The organism is Sphingobacterium sp. InxBP1 (genome assembly GCF_026191775.1).
GTDB classification, from domain to species: Bacteria; Bacteroidota; Bacteroidia; order Sphingobacteriales; family Sphingobacteriaceae; genus Sphingobacterium; species Sphingobacterium thalpophilum.
The window spans coordinates 173,051-191,532 of record NZ_JAINDX010000044.1; the positions used below are offsets into that span (position 1 = coordinate 173,051).

17 protein-coding genes are annotated in these 18,482 nt (G+C 43.3%); 12 read left to right on the forward strand and 5 right to left on the reverse strand.

Annotated features, from left to right (window positions below):
* Positions 1 to 159 precede the first annotated feature (159 nt).
* A complete protein-coding gene (locus K7A41_RS11325; protein WP_028070213.1) occupies positions 160 to 2,379 on the forward strand; it encodes an NADP-dependent isocitrate dehydrogenase in 2,220 nt (739 codons plus the stop codon).
* Positions 2,380 to 2,474: 95 nt separating this feature from the next.
* On the opposite strand, the gene K7A41_RS11330 is transcribed toward K7A41_RS11325, so the two are convergent.
* Both K7A41_RS11330 and K7A41_RS11335 read right to left on the reverse strand, forming a co-directional pair.
* Positions 2,475 to 3,428, reverse strand: a complete 954-nt coding sequence (locus K7A41_RS11330; RefSeq protein ID WP_028070214.1) for a glycoside hydrolase family 43 protein — start codon at positions 3,426 to 3,428, stop codon at positions 2,475 to 2,477.
* 254 nt (positions 3,429 to 3,682) lie between these two features.
* Positions 3,683 to 4,498 (reverse strand): META domain-containing protein, encoded by an 816-nt coding sequence (locus K7A41_RS11335; RefSeq protein ID WP_265713780.1) that lies wholly within the window; start codon positions 4,496 to 4,498, stop codon positions 3,683 to 3,685.
* Between the two features lie 38 nt (positions 4,499 to 4,536).
* On the opposite strand from K7A41_RS11335, the gene K7A41_RS11340 reads away from it, so the two are divergent.
* The 4 genes from K7A41_RS11340 (at position 4,537) to K7A41_RS11355 (ending at position 9,618) form a co-directional block, all read left to right on the forward strand.
* Entirely contained in the window at positions 4,537 to 5,418 is an 882-nt protein-coding gene (locus K7A41_RS11340; RefSeq protein WP_265713781.1) for a hypothetical protein, read from the forward strand.
* A gap of 88 nt (positions 5,419 to 5,506) precedes the next feature.
* Positions 5,507 to 6,349, forward strand: a complete 843-nt coding sequence (locus tag K7A41_RS11345) for an alpha/beta hydrolase (RefSeq protein WP_265713783.1) — start codon at positions 5,507 to 5,509, stop codon at positions 6,347 to 6,349.
* A gap of 140 nt (positions 6,350 to 6,489) precedes the next feature.
* Entirely contained in the window at positions 6,490 to 8,814 is a 2,325-nt protein-coding gene (locus K7A41_RS11350) for a TonB-dependent receptor (RefSeq protein WP_265713785.1), read from the forward strand.
* Between the two features lie 6 nt (positions 8,815 to 8,820).
* Positions 8,821 to 9,618 carry a DUF4249 domain-containing protein gene (locus tag K7A41_RS11355; RefSeq protein WP_265713786.1) on the forward strand — a complete coding sequence of 266 codons (798 nt, stop codon included), beginning with the start codon at positions 8,821 to 8,823 and terminating at the stop codon, positions 9,616 to 9,618.
* Between the two features lie 4 nt (positions 9,619 to 9,622).
* On the opposite strand, the gene K7A41_RS11360 is transcribed toward K7A41_RS11355, so the two are convergent.
* Positions 9,623 to 10,174 (reverse strand): polysaccharide deacetylase family protein, encoded by a 552-nt coding sequence (locus tag K7A41_RS11360; RefSeq protein ID WP_317132248.1) that lies wholly within the window; start codon positions 10,172 to 10,174, stop codon positions 9,623 to 9,625.
* A gap of 113 nt (positions 10,175 to 10,287) precedes the next feature.
* Between K7A41_RS11360 and K7A41_RS11365 the strand changes: the two genes are divergently transcribed.
* From K7A41_RS11365 to ispE, 5 genes are all read left to right on the forward strand, one after another.
* Positions 10,288 to 11,652: a TolC family protein gene (locus K7A41_RS11365; protein ID WP_051606949.1), complete on the forward strand. Its 1,365-nt coding sequence runs from the start codon at positions 10,288 to 10,290 to the stop codon at positions 11,650 to 11,652.
* A gap of 21 nt (positions 11,653 to 11,673) precedes the next feature.
* On the forward strand, positions 11,674 to 12,978 hold the full coding sequence (locus K7A41_RS11370; RefSeq protein ID WP_028070221.1) for an efflux RND transporter periplasmic adaptor subunit: 1,305 nt from the start codon (positions 11,674 to 11,676) through the stop codon (positions 12,976 to 12,978).
* Between the two features lie 110 nt (positions 12,979 to 13,088).
* The gene (locus K7A41_RS11375) at positions 13,089 to 14,051 is read left to right on the forward strand and encodes a ComEA family DNA-binding protein (RefSeq protein WP_051606951.1); all 963 of its coding nucleotides are present in this window, start codon (positions 13,089 to 13,091) and stop codon (positions 14,049 to 14,051) included.
* Positions 14,038 to 14,565, forward strand: a complete 528-nt coding sequence (locus K7A41_RS11380; RefSeq protein ID WP_028070222.1) for an adenine phosphoribosyltransferase — start codon at positions 14,038 to 14,040, stop codon at positions 14,563 to 14,565. Before K7A41_RS11375 ends, K7A41_RS11380 begins: the two co-directional genes overlap by 14 nt.
* 30 nt (positions 14,566 to 14,595) lie before the next feature.
* A complete protein-coding gene (ispE, locus tag K7A41_RS11385) occupies positions 14,596 to 15,411 on the forward strand; it encodes a 4-(cytidine 5'-diphospho)-2-C-methyl-D-erythritol kinase (RefSeq protein ID WP_028070223.1) in 816 nt (271 codons plus the stop codon).
* A 71-nt stretch (positions 15,412 to 15,482) separates the two neighbouring features.
* On the opposite strand, the gene K7A41_RS11390 is transcribed toward ispE, so the two are convergent.
* The gene (locus K7A41_RS11390; protein ID WP_028070224.1) at positions 15,483 to 16,328 is read right to left on the reverse strand and encodes an ATP cone domain-containing protein; all 846 of its coding nucleotides are present in this window, start codon (positions 16,326 to 16,328) and stop codon (positions 15,483 to 15,485) included.
* Positions 16,329 to 16,457: 129 nt separating this feature from the next.
* Between K7A41_RS11390 and K7A41_RS11395 the strand changes: the two genes are divergently transcribed.
* Complete coding sequence (locus K7A41_RS11395; RefSeq protein ID WP_028070225.1) at positions 16,458 to 16,754, forward strand: DUF2892 domain-containing protein; 297 nt, start codon at positions 16,458 to 16,460, stop codon at positions 16,752 to 16,754.
* A gap of 141 nt (positions 16,755 to 16,895) precedes the next feature.
* Here K7A41_RS11395 and ychF read toward each other — a convergent pair whose 3' ends face one another.
* Positions 16,896 to 17,996, reverse strand: coding sequence for a redox-regulated ATPase YchF (ychF, locus tag K7A41_RS11400; protein ID WP_028070226.1), 1,101 nt, complete (start codon positions 17,994 to 17,996; stop codon positions 16,896 to 16,898).
* A 68-nt stretch (positions 17,997 to 18,064) separates the two neighbouring features.
* Between ychF and K7A41_RS11405 the strand changes: the two genes are divergently transcribed.
* Positions 18,065 to 18,400 carry a Rieske (2Fe-2S) protein gene (locus K7A41_RS11405; protein ID WP_028070227.1) on the forward strand — a complete coding sequence of 112 codons (336 nt, stop codon included), beginning with the start codon at positions 18,065 to 18,067 and terminating at the stop codon, positions 18,398 to 18,400.
* Positions 18,401 to 18,482 lie beyond the last annotated feature (82 nt).

Consider the following 18,482-nt stretch of genomic DNA (forward strand, 5'->3'; position numbering starts at 1 on the left):
GAAATGTCAAGACGGCAATGACAATTTTATTGTCAAAAACGCTAGGATTTATGGAGGTTTATTGCATTTATTCTTATCTTTAGGCGAAATTTTGAGAATTTTAAAATTTTCAATGATTTCGGTTGCATATAAAATTAAACATATTTCTAATAGATTACTATGTCAAACAAAGCAAAAATTGTTTGGACAAAAACTGATGAAGCTCCATTACTGGCGACTTATTCGTTTTTGCCTATCGTTAAGGCGATTACAGCCACGGCTGATATCGATGTTGAATTAAGAGATATCTCTTTAGCGGGCCGTATCCTTGCTAACTTTCCAGAGTTTTTAAAAGAAGATCAAAAAGTTGCTGATGCATTGGCAGAGTTGGGACAGTTGGCGACAACTCCTGAGGCAAACATTATTAAATTACCTAATATCTCCGCTTCGATTCCCCAGTTGAAAGGTGCTATTGCCGAGTTGCAAAAAGCCGGTTATGCGGTTCCGAATTATCCGGATGAAGCCGGTACAGAAGAAGAAAAGTCAGTTAAAGCAAAATATGCAAAAGTACTAGGGTCAGCAGTAAATCCTGTTTTACGTGAAGGTAATTCAGACCGCCGTGCACCTAAAGCGGTAAAGAATTATGCAAAAGCAAACCCACACAAGATGGGCGCGTGGTCAAAAGATTCAAAAACAAAAGTGGCCTCCATGGCTTCTGGTGATTTCTATGGCTCCGAGCAATCTTTGACAGTTGAGCAGGCAGGTCAGTTCAAAATTGAGTTTGTTGATGCGCAGGGCTCGGTGACCGAATTAAAAGGCCTTTCGCCACTAAAAGCAGGTGAAGTCATCGACTCCTCAACACTAAGTCTGAAAGCACTTAAAGGTTTTGTGGCCGATACCATTGCAGAAGCTAAGGCAGCTGGTGTATTATTGTCCGCTCACCTTAAAGCTACAATGATGAAGGTGTCTGACCCGATCATCTTCGGTGCAGTGGTGGAGACCTATTTTGCGGATGTGTTTGCAAAGTACGGTGATTTATTTAAGGAACTCGGGATCAATAAAAATAACGGTCTGGGCGAAGTGTACACCAAAATTGCAGGTCATGCACAGGAATCGGAAGTAAAAGCGGCTATCGACGCTGCTATCCAGGCAGGTCCTGATCTGGCAATGGTCAATTCGGATAAGGGCATTACCAACCTGCATGTTCCTTCGGACGTCATTATCGATGCTTCTATGCCAGCGATGATCCGTATCGGTGGCAAAATGTGGAATAAAGATGGCCAGGAAGCGGATACTATTGCGATGGTTCCGGACCGCTGTTATGCAGGGGTATATGAGGCGACCATTGAAGACTGCAAGGCACATGGTGCTTTGGATCCGAAGACCATGGGTTCGGTTCCAAATGTGGGTCTTATGGCACAGAAAGCCGAGGAGTATGGTTCTCATGATAAAACTTTCCAAGCAGCCGGCGATGGCGTAATCCGTGTCGTGGATGCCGAAGGCAATGTACTGATGGAGCAGAAAGTGGAAGAAGGAGATATTTTCCGGATGTGTCAGACCAAGGATGCACCTATCCAGGACTGGGTAAAACTTGCGGTAAACCGCGCACGTCTGTCAAATACTCCAGCGGTATTCTGGTTGGATAAAAACCGTGCGCACGATAGAGAGATTATCAAGAAAGTTGAAAAATACCTGCCAGATTTCGATACAACGGGCTTGGATATCCGGATCTTGTCGCCGGTGGAAGCAACCAAATTCTCATTGGAACGCATCCGTAGGGGTGAAGATACCATCTCCGTGACGGGTAACGTCTTACGTGATTATCTAACAGATTTATTCCCAATTCTGGAAGTAGGCACTTCTGCGAAGATGCTGTCTATTGTTCCTTTGATGAACGGCGGTGGTCTGTTCGAAACCGGTGCAGGTGGTTCGGCACCGAAGCACGTTGAACAGTTTGTACAGGAGGGCTATTTACGCTGGGATTCATTGGGCGAGTTCTTGGCACTGGGAGCCTCTTTGGAGCATTTATCCCAAACGCAAAACAATCCCAAAGCGTTGGTGCTGGCAGAAACGTTGGATGAAGCTACGGAGAAATTCCTGGCTAACGACAAATCACCTGCACGTCGTGTAGGTCAGATCGACAATCGTGGATCTCATTTCTACCTGACGTTATATTGGACACAAGCTCTGGCTGCACAGACAAAAGATGCGGATTTGGCGGACAGATTCGCCACTGTGGCCAAAGAATTGACCGACAACGAGGCGAAGATCAATGAAGAGCTGATCGGCGCACAAGGTCATGCGCAGAATATCGGGGGGTACTATTTCCCTAATGATGATTTAGCAGCTAAAGCTATGCGCCCTTCTGCCACATTAAACGATGTAATCGGCCGTATTTAATCCCTTTGGTCAGCAATAATAATAAAGGCCCGGTAGTTTGCCGGGCCTTTATTATTTTATGTATGAATTGAATGTGCTATTTGCATCTATAAAAGTTATTTTAACGGGTACTTGACGCCTTCGAATGTCATTTTGATGGGAATGATATGTCCCTGTGCGTCAAATTTCATTTCTTCTATACAGGTGACCCGCTCGTTGGCGCCGTCTTTGCCCAATGGTCTGCGATGATAGACAATGAAATATTTGTCCTTGTTTGGTACTTTTATGACTGAATGATGTCCCGCACCCACGGCAACGGCAGGATCCCGTTCGAGAATAGTCCCGATACGCTCAAATGGCCCAAAAGGAGAGTCGGCAATTGCGTACGCCACTTTGTAATCCGGGCCTGTCCAGCCACCTTCGGACCACATAAAATAGTATTTGCCGTTCTTCATAAACATAAATGGGCCTTCGACATAATCCTTGGGGGTCACCTCCTTGTAGTAGCTGCCATCATCGAAAGGAAGAAGACCCGTAAAATCTGGTTTGAGTTTGACTACGTTGCAATGTTTCCAGCCGCCGTAATACATATAAAATGAACCATCTTTATCTTTGAATACAAACTGGTCTATCGGTTGAGCCCCATTGATGATGCTGTTGATGAGCGGTTTGCCCAACAGGTCGGTGTAGGGGCCTTCCGGTTTATCGGATACGGCTACGCCGATGCCTCCGATTTCTCCCTCATGTACATCGTTGGCACTGAAGAACAGATAGTATTTTCCTTTATTTTCCAGTACGGCAGGGGCCCACATCGCTTTTTTTGCCCAAGTGACGCGACTGTTGTCCAGCACACGTGGATGTTTGGTCCAGGTGGCCAGGTCGGGAGATGAAAATGCATCGAAAAATAGCTGCTGTTCATAGGGAGCAGAATAGGTTGGGAAGATCCAATACGTATCGTTGTATATGATACCTTCCGGATCGGCGTAGTTACCTGTAATAACCGGATTTTTCTGCGCCGAGAGCGCAGTCGCTATAAATAATGTGGTTGCTGTGAAAATTGTTCTGATCATTGCTTTGATTTAAAATGATTAAGATAATCAAAAAGACGAATGTGCAACCGCTAAAAATTTATCATTTATGTGCCGATTTGTCTCATGATTTTCAAATGTTAAAATTATGTTAAAATCAGGTGAAGGTTTCGATTCTTTCCGATTTATTTCACATATTTGTGTATGTCATTTCCAAAATGGCATAAATACTTTTCATAAAATAGGTTAATAATATGGCTAAGATACCCGGAGTTCCCCAAACTTCGGGTGTTTTTTTATCCGCGCTCCAGACCAAATATCATCACCAGTTTTCCGTCCAGGTATAAGTTTAAGGTTTGTTCGGCAATGTCGAATTGGATCTGTCTTTGTTCGACAACCGCAAAAAAGTCGTTTTCAATGCTAGCGCCGCTGCATGCCCGCATTGTGCTGGCAAGATGCGAAAAGCTAATCCTATCGCCCATAATGGTAAAATCTCCCCAAAATTTATTACAGCCTGTGCTGCCCGCAACGGTGCCGTTTTTTGCGTCAAATCCGATGCTTGCTCTGCTTGATGAGACATCTTTGCCGTTTAACTGCAGTAGATTCCATTTAAATCGTGCTAAAAAAGAAGCAACACTAGGGAGTGCGGTGACGCGTTTTTTGGATATGATGTCGAGCAATTCATACTGTGTACTGTCTGCATTTTTTGCTTTCGTTTGCTTCACTTTAATTGTATATGTATAGCCCTCCTCATAATCGAAACCCAAGATAGGTGCGGTGATATAATCCCAGCGTTCTTTTTTCGCTGATTTTACTTGCAGACACTTCAGCCTGCCAAGCACCTGTCCGTTAACATAGGTGTCGCCGACTTGCCAGATGACAGTGTCCTGCACTCGAATGAAATAGTCGGATTTAGGCCTATGATCAAAGCGCCGGCTCTCAATATCAAAATTTTCCCAGTTGTTGCTGTTATAACATTTCCCCCGGTAAGCTGGTGTGACCGCGTACGCTGTTCCGACTTTTATTCTAAACGAGTTACTCAGCGCCAACAGCTTGTCCGACGACAGAAAAAACAGTAGTAAAGGAAGGTAAAACGAACGCAACTTCTTCATATGAGGAATTAAATATTAATAAAAACGTATCTTTAAACATGAATATTGCACACATGATAGTAAGCTTTCTGCTTGTACTTTATCTATCGAACTTGCATTTATTTGCTCAAAATAACAAGGAATATTTTAAATCGCAAATGCTGCAGGGTGAATTGACCGCCCCAGAGCTCAGGGAAGTGTCGGGGATTATCCCAGCTCACACGAAAGGCATGTTTTGGGTACACAATGACAGTGGCGATGGCCCAAATGTTTATCTGCTGGATGCTCAGGCCAAATTGGTCAAAACATTTACCCTAGCAGAAACGGAAGTGGTCGACTGTGAGGATATTGACCGGGTGACTATTGGTGGCAAATCTCATTTAGTACTGGCCGATATTGGAAATAATCTGCAGAAAAGAACATGGATTACCTTATATATATTTCCGGAACCCTCTTTAAAGGACTCAGCCCTGATCCCCAGATCCAGCATAAGAACCGTGCATGTTAAGTTTCCGGGGCGAAAACGTCTGGATGCGGAAGCTATCATGGTTGACCCCACAGACAATATGCTGTATGTGGTATCAAAACGTGAGTTTCGCTCCACTGTATATAGCGCTCCGGTCTTCAAAAATCCCCGGCTGCACTATTATACCCTCGATAAAATTGTGGAACTTCCGTTTACTTTCGCGACAGCAGCAGCGATTGACCCTAAGGGCAGAGAAATGCTGATTAAAAATATTACCCATATTTTTTATTGGAAAAGAAATCCGAAAATCCCATGGTCGGCAGCGTTACGGGAGGCTCCTATACAGATTCCTTATGTCGTAGAGCCGCAAGGCGAGGCGATAGCTTTCGATAATCAGGGTAACGGATTTTATACAATTAGTGAACGTCCATTTGGCTTAAAGTCTTATCTTTACTACTTTGAGAAAATTCAATAAACGATAAAGCAGCGTGTCGGCTACGATTTTACAAGGACTGCACCATTGCGCTGTATTGTTCAAGTGAATATAAAACCTAACATATAATATGATGATTTTTAGACAATTTCTATGCATTTCCATTGCCTTGATGAGCTTTATCCAAGTAAGCAGAGCGGCAAAAGTTGACACCTTATCCATCCTCAGCCCAAGTATGGGAAAAACAATCAAGACAGTTGTTATTCTGCCCGATGGTTATTCAGAGCACGAGAAGTATCCGGTACTTTACTTATTGCACGGCTATTCGGGTAATTATAGCAACTGGGTGAAAAACTCTCCCGTGTCCTCCTTGGCTGATCAATATGGTTATATGGTGATCTGTCCAGATGGCGGTTTTGGAAGCTGGTATTGGGATATTGCGAATGATAAAAGCTATCAATATGAGACGTTTGTGTCCAAGGAGCTGATCAGTTACGTCGATCAGCATTATTCGACGGTCAGGGACCGCAAAGGACGCGCCATCACGGGACTTAGCATGGGGGGGCATGGCGCGCTCTCTCTGGCGATCAAGCATCAGGACCTCTATGGTGCCGCCGGTAGTACCGCTGGGGGTGTCGATTTCAGACCCTTCCCCCTGAATTGGGAAATTAAGGACCGTATAGGGAATTATGCCGACGATCCCCAGGCATGGGACAACCGCGTGGTCATCAACATGGTGCCCAAGCTGATCAACAACAAACTTCGTCTGATCATCGACTGTGGAACCGATGATTTTTTCTATCCCGTGAATATGGCGCTGCACGATAAGTTAACCTATCACAACATCAACCATACTTTTGTTACAAGTGAGGGCGGACACAACTGGGCTTATTGGGCACGCTCTATAGTTTATCAAATGGCTTTTTTCAAAGGTTTTTTTGAGGAGACCGAAAAAAATCAGCCGAAAAAATAGATAAATATTTGGCGTAAATGAATAAATTGCTATTTTTGTTTATAGAAGATCTTGACTAACAAATTATAAACTTATCATAGAGCCTTACAATTTGTAAGGCTTTTTTATTATTTTCAACAAAATTTTTGATTTCAATCGCTATGCTTAAACCTATAAAGGTTGTTTTTTGCTTTTCTTCTATTGTCTTTGGTCTACAGCATACCTATGCTCAGCAACCTAAATCTGTTTCCGGCTTTGTCAGAGATAGCATCAGTGGTGAGAATATCATTGGTGCGCTAATCCGGAATGACAACGAAAAAAAATCCACAGCTTCGAACAAATATGGTTTCTTTAGTCTGTCCCTTCGCGGCGAGCAAGCTTTTTTGGAGGTCACCTCCATCGGTTACCGGGCCAAGCTGGTTCCTGTCGAGCTGAGCAAAGACTCAACCTATATTATTCAGCTGGCACCTGAGGAAAATCAGCTTGCCGAGGTTGTCGTCACTGGAAACAGGAGAAAATCAATCAAAGACCTGACGCCAGGACTTACGCAGTTTAGCCCAAAAGAGATTGAGAAGGTTCCTGTACTGTTTGGAGAAAAGGATATTCTCAAGACGATACAGCTATTTCCGGGTGTCACCAGCGGCGGCGAGGGAAGCAGCAACTTCTATGTACGTGGCGGGGGCGGAGATCAAAATCTTATCCTGCTAGACGAAGCTCCGGTATATAATAGCTCGCATTTATTCGGTTTTTTTTCAACCTTTAATTCGGATGCGATCAAAGATGTCAATTTTTACAAAGGCGGAGTTCCCGCCCAATATGGGGGCAAGATTTCCTCGGTTATGGAGATCACTACACTGGACGGAAACAATCAGCATTACAATGTGGAAGGTGGACTGGGGCTCATCGCGTCGAGACTCAAAGTAGAAGGACCCATTCAGAAGGGAAAAAGCTCTTTTATGATCTCCGGTAGGCGTACTTACGCTGATTTGTTCCTGAAGCTTTCAAATGATGAAAACATCAAAAAAAGTGCGCTGTTTTTCTACGATCTGAATGCTAAGGTCAACTATCGAATAAACGACAAAAATACGGTTTATCTTTCAGGGTATTTTGGCAAGGACGCTATGGCCTATCACGACCTCTTTGATTTCAATTGGGGGAATGCAACAGGAACCATGCGCTGGAACCACGTGTGGAGCAGCCGCTTGTTTAGTAATACAACTTTAATCTTCAGTAAGTTCAATTATCAGGTAAAGATAGAGGACGACAACAATTTCAAAATCCGCTCGGATATCTTCAATTATAATTTTAAACAGGACTTTCAGTACAGCTTGTCAGATCGCCACAATGTAAAGTTTGGTGTACAGGCTGCGTTACAAGAAATACGTCCAGCGAGCATCGAGGCAGGTGAAGACTCCAAGGTCAATTCACTCAAAATACAGCATAGAAAAGGAGCGGATCTGGCTGTTTATATGGCGGACGACTGGTCGATAAATGAGAAGCTTAAAGTAAACTACGGTGTGCGGGCAACTGCCTATGCGACTTTGGGACCGGGAATGTTCTACCGTTATGATGAGATGGGGGAGGCTGTAGACTCCACGTATGTCAAAGCTGGAGAGTTGGGGAAAAAATACCTGTATTTAGAACCGCGCATTGCACTCAACTACGCGTTAAACGAGTCGACCACAGTCAAGGCATCTTTTAATCAGAATGTTCAATATCTGCACCAATTAAGCAACACCACAAGCAGCCTGCCGACAGACCAATATGTGTTGAGCAACAATACCATCAAGCCGCAGCTATCGACACAGTATTCTCTGGGCTATTTTCGGAACTTTATGTCCAATCGCTATGAATTTTCCGTCGAAAGCTATTACAGGGACTTAAAGAACCAAATCGATTATAGAAATGGAGCTGATCTGCAGGCTAACGAACTGTTGGACGGCGAATTGCTTTTTGGCAAGGGGAGAGCTTATGGTATCGAATGGTTTATTAAAAAGCGGCAGGGACGTCTTAATGGCTGGATCAGCTATACACTTTCAAAAAGCGAGAGGCGGTTTGATCAGATCAATGGCGGTGAATGGTTTAACGCCCGGCAGGATAAAACGCATAACATCGCCATCGTGGCACAATATCAGCTGAACCCAAAATGGAATCTGAGCGCCAACTTTGTTTATTATACCGGCGATGCTGTGACAATGCCTGCCGGTAAATATTTTGTCGATGACAGAACAATCTTTTATTATGATAAACGCAATGGTCAGCGGATGCCAGCCTACCATCGTTTGGACCTTGCGGCGACTTATGATATCCGACGTACAAAAAACAGGTATTCGAGTTTATCCTTTGGATTGTATAACGCCTATAACCGAAAAAATGCCTATCTGATCGATTTTCGGGAAAAAGAAGGACAGTCGAATGTAACTGAAATCTATAGAATAGCTCTTTTTGGTGCAATCCCTTCGATTACTTGGAATTTTAAATTTTAAAGCTACATGAAAAAGATATTAGGACTGCTCGCATGCGCCATGATTACATTGTTAGGCTGTGAAGATAAAATTGATCTGGATCTGCCCGAAAACACCGGACAGCTGGTAATCACCGCCGACCTGATGGTTTCGGACCAGCAGCACCAAATCAGTATTCAGAAAGTGGTCAGCTTAAAGGAGTCGATGCTGGCGCCAATCACAGATGCGGAGGTGATTGTCAGAAATATGCAGAACAATCGCACTTATGCCTTTTCGCCGGGACCTGATGGAGTGTATACCAACAAAACCCTGCGGCTGCAGGAAAAAATAAAATACCAGCTTTACGTGCGTACAGCAGATGGCCGGGAAATAGAAGGTACTTCAACCGTTCCTTCCTATATTGATATCGATTCCATCGGTCTTTCGGAGCGCGTGATATTTACAGATACGATCTATTATCCGACATTGGTGTTTAATGACCCGCCCGAAAATGGCAACTACTATAAGTACAAAATGTCTGTGAATGGTGGTGATCTACGATTTATTGATGTATTCAGCGATAAATACAACAACGGGCTGGAGGTACAGCACGATATCATTGATCGTGACCGTGACCTCAAGATCGGAGATCATGTCCGGATCTTGCGCCAGTGCATCGATATAGGTGCCTATAACTACTGGAATAGTTTCCAGATGATCAACCCCGGAGCTGCGTCGCCTGCGAATCCCATCTCCAATTTATCCAACAATGCCTTGGGTTATTTTAGTGTGAGCACAGGCAAATACTACGAATCTGAGATTGTCCTGACAAGGAGTAGGCCATAGGCGATCAGTCCAGTCTGGCAAGCTGATAGCCCCTAGACAGTATAAATTCGATGGTTCTGGGCAGTGCATATTCTACGCGTGGGATGGCCTTTAAATTGTCATGGAAGATAATCACAGAGCCATTCTGGATGTTGGGCAGTACATTTTGAAGGCATTTCTCAGGACTCAGTGTTTGGTCAAAATCGCCGGACATGATATCCCACATGATCACCCGGTGGCTTTTGTAGAGGCTTCGTAGCTGTGATTTTGTCGCTTTTGCATATGGAGGGCGGAACAGATCTGTCTGGGTGAGCTGCTGGCATTGTGCCACATTTTCAAGATAGACTTCGTCCGTCGTGTCCCAGCCTTTGAGGTGATTATAGGTGTGGTTGCCTACCTGATGCCCTTCTTGTAAAATTCGTTGGAACAAATGTGGATTTTTTTTAATATTTTCACCAACACAAAAAAATGTTGCCTTGACCTGATATTTTTTTAGGATATCGAGTATAAAAGGTGTAATTTCAGGAATTGGACCATCGTCAAAAGTGAGATAGACTTTTTTTTCCGTGCGAGACATATGCCAGATCGATTTTGGGTATAGCCAGCGTAGGAAGAACGGGGATTTGACAAAATACATAACCGATAAATGAAGTTCAAATCTATAAAAATTGTATGGTTCTACATATGAACATGAAAAGATTTTATTATTCTGCAGTACTATTTACTGGCTTTTTTCTTGCAGCACACACGGAAACCCGGGCGCAGCAGGTGGTCAGCGTTGCTGATGCCATACAGATGACACTGGAGCGTAACGTACAGATCAAACAGGCCGAACTTAGCAAGGACATCGCCGCCCAGGACCTGTTTCAGGCCAAGTCCAATTTATATCCGAGTCTGGAGGCTGGAGTGACCCAACGGTTCAACTATGGTTTCTTTTTTGACCAGGTTGCCGGACAGCCAATCAGTGGAAACCAATGGACAAATTCCGCCGGTGGCGCTATCAGTTCAAATGTCAATTTGTTTAAAGGATTTCGTCAGATCAATCAAATCAAGGCAAACAAGACGCAGCTTGAATCCTCTGCAACTCAGGTCGACAAGATTAAAAATGATCTGATACTTAATGTACTTGTAACATATCTGGAAGCCATCACAAACTATGAGATGTACACGGCCAGCGGGGACCAATTAAAGCTTTCCCAGCAACAGTATAAACTAGATTCGATACAGTTTGCCGTAGGAAATAAGACTGTCGCAGATATCGCTAAGTCCAAAAATCAGGTGGCTTCGGATGAGTTTAACAGGGTCAATCTTCGAAATTCGTATGAGCTCTCGTTATTGACGCTGAAACAGTTGATGGAAATGCCACCTCAAACCGACATTTCATTGGTTAAACCCAGTGTTGATTTTTCGATGCTGACTCCAGGAACGTCTTCTGCTATTGAAGTGTATGATATGGCCTTACGCAATCAGCCTGATATTAAGAAAGCTGCACTCGACAAAGAAGCGGCGGCGCGGCAGATCGACATTGCAAAGGGCGGATTTTATCCTTCTCTGGACCTGGGGGTGAGTTATGGAACTAATTTTTCATCCGAGCGCAAGGATTATCTGACTGGGGAAAAGCTCCCATTTGTGGATCAGCTCGGTCAAAACAAGGCCTTCGGGACTACCTTGAGCTTGAGTGTCCCCATATTTACCAACAACCAAAATAAAGTCAACCTGGCAAAAGCCAAGATCGGCCTTAAACAGGCCGAAGCTGCCGAACAGCTGGCAAAAAACAATCTAAATAAAGCCGTTAACCAGGCTGTTCTGGATGTTACGGCTGCCAAACAAAAATTTGTTTCTGCAACGACGGCTTTTGAGAGCGCCGAAACTGCTTATAAGGCAACTAAAGAGCGTTATGACATCGGTATGGCCAATTCACTGGAATTATTTACAGCACAGACTGAACGGAATAAAGCTGAATTTGACCTGATTCAGGCAAAATATAATGTGATATTTAAATCCAAGATCATTGACTATTACTTGGGAAATCCAATTCAATTTGATAACAATTAACCTATTTGATTAACAAAAGCAATGGCAAAGAAAAAACGTAGTGTAATAAAGATTATATTCATCACTTTAGCCCTCCTGGCAATAGTTGTTTTTATAGGCTTTAAAGCCGGCTGGTTTGGAAATGGGGAGGTTACCAAAGTCGCCGTGGATGTTGTGAAAGAAATGGAAGTTGACGAACTGGTATCAGCCAGTGGAAAAATACAACCTGAAATAGAGGTAAAATTAAGTTCGGAAGTCTCAGGAGAGGTCGTTGAGTTGACTATCAAGGAAGGCGATTTTGTAAAGAAAGGACAGGTGCTCTGCCGCATCAAACCGGATATCTTACAGTCAGGTTATGACCGCTCGGTAGCGGCGCTCAACTCACAGCGAGCCAATCTTGCTGCAGCACAGCAACAGCTGAAGCAACAGGAGGAAAACTTCAAGAATATCGAAGCGACATTTAAGCGCAATCAGGAACTCTTTCAGAAAAGAGTAATATCGGCTGCCGAAATGGATAAGAGTTCGTCGGAATATTACTCGACCTTGGCTGCAATCCAGGCGCAGAGAGAAACTGTCCGGTCGACCAGATATGGTATCGAACAATCGCAGGCCTCCGTCAAAGAAGCACAGGACAACCTCAATAGGACAACAATATATGCACCTACCGATGGTATTATTTCTCTCCTGTCCATTGAGCAAGGGGAACGTGTGGTCGGAACGGCACAGATGGCAGGTACCGAAATTATGCGGATAGCCAACATGTCTTCAATGGAGGTAAATGTGGATGTCAATGAAAATGATATCAACAATGTGAGGGTTGGTAATCAGGCAGAAATAGAGGTTGATGCTTTCCAGGACCGGAAATTCAAAGGCGTGGTAACGGAGATTGCAAGTTCATCAAAAAATATTGCGACAACAACAGCTGCAACTTCGTCTACGGATCAAGTGACAAATTTTAATGTGAAAGTACGCATCAGTCCGGAGTCGTATCAGGATCTGATGAAGGAAAACATCGCTTCGCCTTTTAAGCCCGGACTGTCGGCAACGGTGCAGATTTTTACCAAACACGATAAAGGCATGGTCGTGCCAATTCAGTCGGTTACTGTCCGTTCGGATGACAAGGATTCCACCACTGTCAATAAGAAAATTCAAGAATTTGTGTTTGTTCTGAAAGGCGATACGGTCAAACAGACACTTGTAAAAACCGGCATTCAGGACGACAAGAATATTATTGTCCTTTCAGGACTCAAGAAAGGGGATGAGGTCGTCTCTAGACCGTTTGACGCCATATCCAAAACGCTAAAAAATGGTAGTAAAGTTCAAAAAGTCGATAAGTCAGTACTTTAATAGCGTTGTGCACAGAAATAATATACAAATAACAAGGGTGTTTTTTTTAACACCCTTTTTTATTTTCTTTTTAATTTATTAAATTTAAGCGACCCAATTATTGACAGCTTATGAGCAGGCTATGGCGTTATTTCAAATTTAATAAAACAGAACAAAATGGTTTCTTCGTCATTTTGGTGATTATCATCGTGTCTACGGTAGTCTACTCGCTGTTGACAAGGCGGGATTCGGCAGATCCTATTCCGCATGAGGTCAAAGTTTTTGAGCAATCCTTTCACGATTCGCTGGATATTCCAGATTATCCAAATAAGAAATATGTTTCCGATACTGATGCTGGGGATAACGCACGACAGATTGCAGAGAAGTTAGCAGCAACGAAGCCTGCTCAGCCGCTTCTGTTTTATTTTGATCCCAATAATTTATCTCTGGCGGACTGGCGCAAACTTGGACTTTCGGACAAACAGATCGCTGTCATTAAAAATTATGAACGGAAAGGAGGACGGTTTAAAAACAAAGACGATCTAAAAAAAATCTATTCGATCAATGAGCAGCTGTATGAGCGTCTCGAACCTTATATTCGAATAAAGCCCTCGAGCGACGCAGCGGCCAAAGTGCAAAACACCCCCATGTTATATGATAAGTTTGAAACAAATGGGGCGGAGCTGATCGATATCAACAACTGCGATACAACGGGGCTGATGAGCCTTAAAGGAATCGGTAGCATACTTTCAAAGCGTATTTTGAAATATAGGGAGGTCCTCGGCGGATTTTACAGAATTGAACAGCTCAAAGAAGTATATGGGGTTACTGCTGAGACCTATGACATGATCAAAGACAATGTCGTCGTGTCCAGTTTAGAAAGAATCAAAAAAATCAATATTAACGAGATTGATGCGCATTCATTGGCCAAACATCCGTATCTTAGCCCAAAGGATGCGAAATTAATTGTCAATTATCGACTCCAGCACGGTAGCTACACAAATATAGAGGATCTAGCAAAAATAGGTACTCTTTCTGATCTCGCTATTGCTAAAATCGCTCCGTATTTAATATTTGAGAATGATTCAAGATAAATTGAAACTGGAAATCCGGGATATAGTGGATTTTCCAAAACCGGGTATCATATTCAAGGATATTACACCCTTATTGAAAGATGCCGAACGTTGCAACGAGATGATCGAGACGATTATTGATCAGCTACAGGGCATTGAAATAGACGCTATTGCAGGAATTGAGAGCCGCGGATTTCTTTTTGGCTTTCTTTTGGCAAACAGAATGGGATTGCCTTTTATTCCTATCCGCAAACAAGGTAAGTTGCCCTATAAGACAATTGCCGAATCCTATGCCTTGGAGTACGGCCAAGCAACGATAGAAATTCACGAAGATGCCTTCGAGTCGGGGAGCAGGATACTGATCCATGATGATCTCCTGGCTACTGGAGGGACTGTAGTCGCCGCCAGTAAACTTGTGGAGAAATTAGGTGGCACCGTCGCTGCATATAGCTTTATTATCTCTTTGGATTTTCTAAAAGCAAAGGGAAGATTGTCACGGTTTAGTGAACATGTTTTTTCTTTGGTGAGTTATTAAGTTTTTAAATGAAATAGTGCAACAGAAGGTATGATCATATCCGCAAATGCAAAGATAAATATCGGACTGCAGGTCGTGGCTAGGCGTGCTGATGGCTATCATGAGCTAAATAGTGTGTTCTATCCTCTGCACATCTATGATATCATCGAACTAACGGAAAGTACGGAAAACGAAACCGTTCTTCACATACAGGGGCAGCATATACCCGGAGATCCAAGTGACAATCTGTGTATCAAGGCGTATCATTTGCTGAAAAAAGAATATGAAATGCCGGCCGTATCGATTGACATGATCAAGCAAATTCCTATAGGAGCGGGATTAGGCGGGGGATCGGCTGACGCTTCCTTCGTGCTGAAAGGCCTTAATACCTTGTTTAACCTACATCTGACCAATGCGCAACTGGAAGAATATGCCGCGAAGCTTGGGGCAGACTGTCCGTTTTTTATCGAAAATACACCTGTCTATGCGACTGGGATCGGAACCAGTTTCAAACGAATATCACTCGACCTGTCTGCTTATTTTATAGCGGTAGTGATGCCAGATATACATATTTCGACAGCTGAAGCGTACGCTTCCGTAGTACCCCGAGCTGCCACCGTCAATCTGGAAACTGCCATACGTCTGCCGGTTCAGGAATGGAAATTCCATATCCGGAATGATTTTGAGGATGGAATTTTTGAAACTTATCCTGTGCTGAAAGAAATAAAAGAAGCACTATATCAAAAAGGCGCTGTCTATGCGTCCATGACCGGCTCGGGGGCGGCTATTTATGGCATATTCTGGGAAAAAATAGATCTAACTGAATTTGAAAAGTACGGCAGGATCTTCTATCCTTCGCTGATATAGGTCAAACTCATACAAATTGCAATAGCCTTATCCGTCCATGATCAGGCTATCGCGTTTTTTTGTCGTAACGTTCAATATTCTTCTTCGACCTTGTAATCGACCAGCTCGCGCGCTTCATTGAGTACGATTTCTTTTTTTTCTTTACTAAGTCCGAGGAAGTCTAGTTTGTTGGGTTCCCCAACAATATCTTTAACCAAAATGACCTGGTTTTTTAATAACTGCTGCTCTTCGAGGTCTGACAAGGTTGTCAGACATGTAACAGGATAAAGAACAGCCTTGTCAACCCTTCTTTTGATACTGCTCTCCTTAGGGTAATCCCACGAAAGCAAATTGATCTTATAATATTCAGCAAAATTGATCGAATCAAGCGTAAAGTATGCGTTGGTAATAAGCCAGCCTTCTTGAAACTGTAACCGCTTGCCGAAAAATGGATAGTCGATGCCACTGATGTCTTTGAACCTTGACAGGTAATACATAGGTGTCGTCACCGAGATCTTTGCATCGATATCATTTCTGAATTTGCATTCAGCTGTGACTAGTTTACCATTTTTATAGGCTACCACATCCAATTCATGGCTGACGGCATGCCCCTGTACCGTCTGGCCTGTGGTACTTTCGTAACCAGCCTCCCGTAGGAGATGGGCTATATATTTTTCAAAATAAAATCCTTCAGGTCCCAATTCCCGTAGCGCTTTTTTTAAACTATAACGAGCAGCATAGGAGGTGCGTACGGTCTTTAAGGTATCAAAAGCCAGCTGATAGAGCTCCCGCGTGGAAATACCGTCATATAATTTATTGATAACGCGCTCGTAGACCTGATTGACCTGATCGCTGTTGGCGCCTGAGCGTGACAATGAGCCCCGTAGCGCATCGCCATTGAACGGAACTAACTCACCGGAATATTTCTTGACTTGCATGAGTATTTAAATTGATAAATACGAATATAAGAGATGTCATGAAAGAAACCGCATAAACAATATGCTAAATTAAACTTTTTTGGATCATAATTTGTTTAAATATGAAACAGGACTTAAATTCAGATTATTATGAGTAACCTTTTGACATTTGCATTCGACAAGATTAAATCGAAGATAGAAGACGATTGTATTGAAGAGAACATCGGTACCTCTGAGCGGGTACTGTCCGTCATTGCCGGCGGATTTATTTTAGGTATGGGAGTGAAAAAGTTATTTAAATCTCCACTGACCGGATTTTCGGGACTGACACTGGGCGGAGCATTGATTTACCGGGGAGTAACGGGACATTGCGATGTCAAGAAGGCGCTGGAAGGAAACGACGTAAAGAAAGTTGAAGTCATTGAACACCGCTATTTTGTGAAATAGGTAGTGTCATCTTCTATACATGTTGGGGCAATTTACCATACATAGCCGCGGCAGCCAAGATTGGCATTTGAAAAGCTTCATCCTATAAAAGGCCGAAAGTAAATTTATCGGCCTTTTATAGTATAAAAGCTTGACAGCCATTTATACATTAAAACGGAAGTGCATAATATCGCCATCCTGTACGATGTAGGTCTTTCCTTCTACAGCTAATTTTCCTGCTTCTTTTACAGCACTTTCCGAACCGAAATGAACGAAGTCGTCGTACTTGATTACTTCGGCACGGATAAATCCTTTTTCGAAATCAGTATGGATTACACCAGCAGCCTGCGGTGCTGTAAATCCTTTTTCAATGGTCCATGCCCGTACCTCCTGCACTCCGGCAGTAAAGTAAGTCGCCAGATTGAGTAACGAATAGGCCGCACGAATCAGTTTGTTGACACCGGATTCTTCCAGCCCCAGATCATCCAAAAACATTTTGCGTTCTTCGTAGCTTTCCAGTTGCGCAATTTCAGATTCGATCTGCGCAGAGATGACCAGTACTTCGGCTTTTTCATCTTTCACAGCCTCTTTAACTCGCTCAACATAGGCGTTCCCCGAATTTACCGAAGCTTCGTCCACGTTACAGACGTACAGTACCGGTTTGGCTGTTAATAGCGCCAGATCTTGAATAAATTCAAAATCTTCAGCTTCAATAGGTGCGGTTCGCGCCGATTTTCCCGCTTCTAAGTGCGCTTTGATGACCGATAAGATATCAAATGTTTTTTTAGCTTCTTTATCACCACCGGTTTTAGCCATCTTCTCGACTTTCTGGATACGTTTTACCACCGTGTCGAGATCTTTCAGCTGTAATTCGGTATCGATGATCTCTTTGTCACGGATAGGATCCACCGAACCGTCTACGTGGATAACGTTACCATCGTCGAAGCATCTCAGTACGTGGATAATGGCATTTGTTGTACGGATGTTTCCTAAAAACTGATTGCCTAAGCCTTCTCCTTTCGAAGCCCCTTTTACGAGCCCCGCAATATCGACTATTTCAATCGTATTGGGCACGATACGTTGTGGGTTAACTAATTCAGCTAATTTATTTAGACGGGCATCCGGTACGGTAATTACCCCAACATTTGGTTCGATTGTACAAAATGGAAAGTTTGCCGCCTGTGCTTTCGCATTCGACAGACAGTTAAATAATGTTGATTTACCTACGTTTGGTAAACCGACGATACCGCATTGTAAAGCCATATATAGTGCAAATTTTTGAAATTGCACAAAGATAGAAAATTCACTGTAATTTTTAACTATCTTGGACTATGCTTCGCTGGTACAAAATTGATCGAGCCTTGGATTTAAAAGACAAAGGCATTGTAGAGTACAAAACTGGGAGGAAAACCATCTGCCTCACCTGGTATGAAGAGCAGCTATATGCCTTTTCCAGAAAGTGTCCCCATGCTGGCGCACCGCTAAAAAATGGCTGGTGCGAAGACGGCAAAGTGATCTGTCCTTTTCATCGGCACGAGTTTGATCTTTTGTCAGGCAAAGGTAGCCCCGGACAGCACAATTTTATCCATATATACCCTGTGAAGCACGAGGCAAACGCATATTATATTGGGATAGAGACGAGTTTTTGGCAAAGCTTGTTCGGCTAAAAAGTAACTAAAGTATCATATCTCGTTATCCGGTCTCGTATCTCAGTCCGAAATAAGTATATTTGCTCTCGAAAACAAATTA

Bases quoted from the DNA above. Each gene is read 5' to 3' on its own strand.
- K7A41_RS11325 (WP_028070213.1), top strand. From the start codon at position 160: ATGTCAAACAAAGCAAAAATTGTTTGGACAAAAACTGATGAAGCTCCA.
- K7A41_RS11330 (WP_028070214.1), bottom strand. From the start codon at position 3,428: ATGATCAGAACAATTTTCACAGCAACCACATTATTTATAGCGACTGCG.
- K7A41_RS11335 (WP_265713780.1), bottom strand. From the start codon at position 4,498: ATGAAGAAGTTGCGTTCGTTTTACCTTCCTTTACTACTGTTTTTTCTG.
- K7A41_RS11340 (WP_265713781.1), top strand. From the start codon at position 4,537: ATGAATATTGCACACATGATAGTAAGCTTTCTGCTTGTACTTTATCTA.
- K7A41_RS11345 (WP_265713783.1), top strand. From the start codon at position 5,507: ATGATGATTTTTAGACAATTTCTATGCATTTCCATTGCCTTGATGAGC.
- K7A41_RS11350 (WP_265713785.1), top strand. From the start codon at position 6,490: ATGCTTAAACCTATAAAGGTTGTTTTTTGCTTTTCTTCTATTGTCTTT.
- K7A41_RS11355 (WP_265713786.1), top strand. From the start codon at position 8,821: ATGAAAAAGATATTAGGACTGCTCGCATGCGCCATGATTACATTGTTA.
- K7A41_RS11360 (WP_317132248.1), bottom strand. From the start codon at position 10,174: ATGTCTCGCACGGAAAAAAAAGTCTATCTCACTTTTGACGATGGTCCA.
- K7A41_RS11365 (WP_051606949.1), top strand. From the start codon at position 10,288: ATGAAAAGATTTTATTATTCTGCAGTACTATTTACTGGCTTTTTTCTT.
- K7A41_RS11370 (WP_028070221.1), top strand. From the start codon at position 11,674: ATGGCAAAGAAAAAACGTAGTGTAATAAAGATTATATTCATCACTTTA.
- K7A41_RS11375 (WP_051606951.1), top strand. From the start codon at position 13,089: ATGAGCAGGCTATGGCGTTATTTCAAATTTAATAAAACAGAACAAAAT.
- K7A41_RS11380 (WP_028070222.1), top strand. From the start codon at position 14,038: ATGATTCAAGATAAATTGAAACTGGAAATCCGGGATATAGTGGATTTT.
- ispE (WP_028070223.1), top strand. From the start codon at position 14,596: ATGATCATATCCGCAAATGCAAAGATAAATATCGGACTGCAGGTCGTG.
- K7A41_RS11390 (WP_028070224.1), bottom strand. From the start codon at position 16,328: ATGCAAGTCAAGAAATATTCCGGTGAGTTAGTTCCGTTCAATGGCGAT.
- K7A41_RS11395 (WP_028070225.1), top strand. From the start codon at position 16,458: ATGAGTAACCTTTTGACATTTGCATTCGACAAGATTAAATCGAAGATA.
- ychF (WP_028070226.1), bottom strand. From the start codon at position 17,996: ATGGCTTTACAATGCGGTATCGTCGGTTTACCAAACGTAGGTAAATCA.
- K7A41_RS11405 (WP_028070227.1), top strand. From the start codon at position 18,065: ATGCTTCGCTGGTACAAAATTGATCGAGCCTTGGATTTAAAAGACAAA.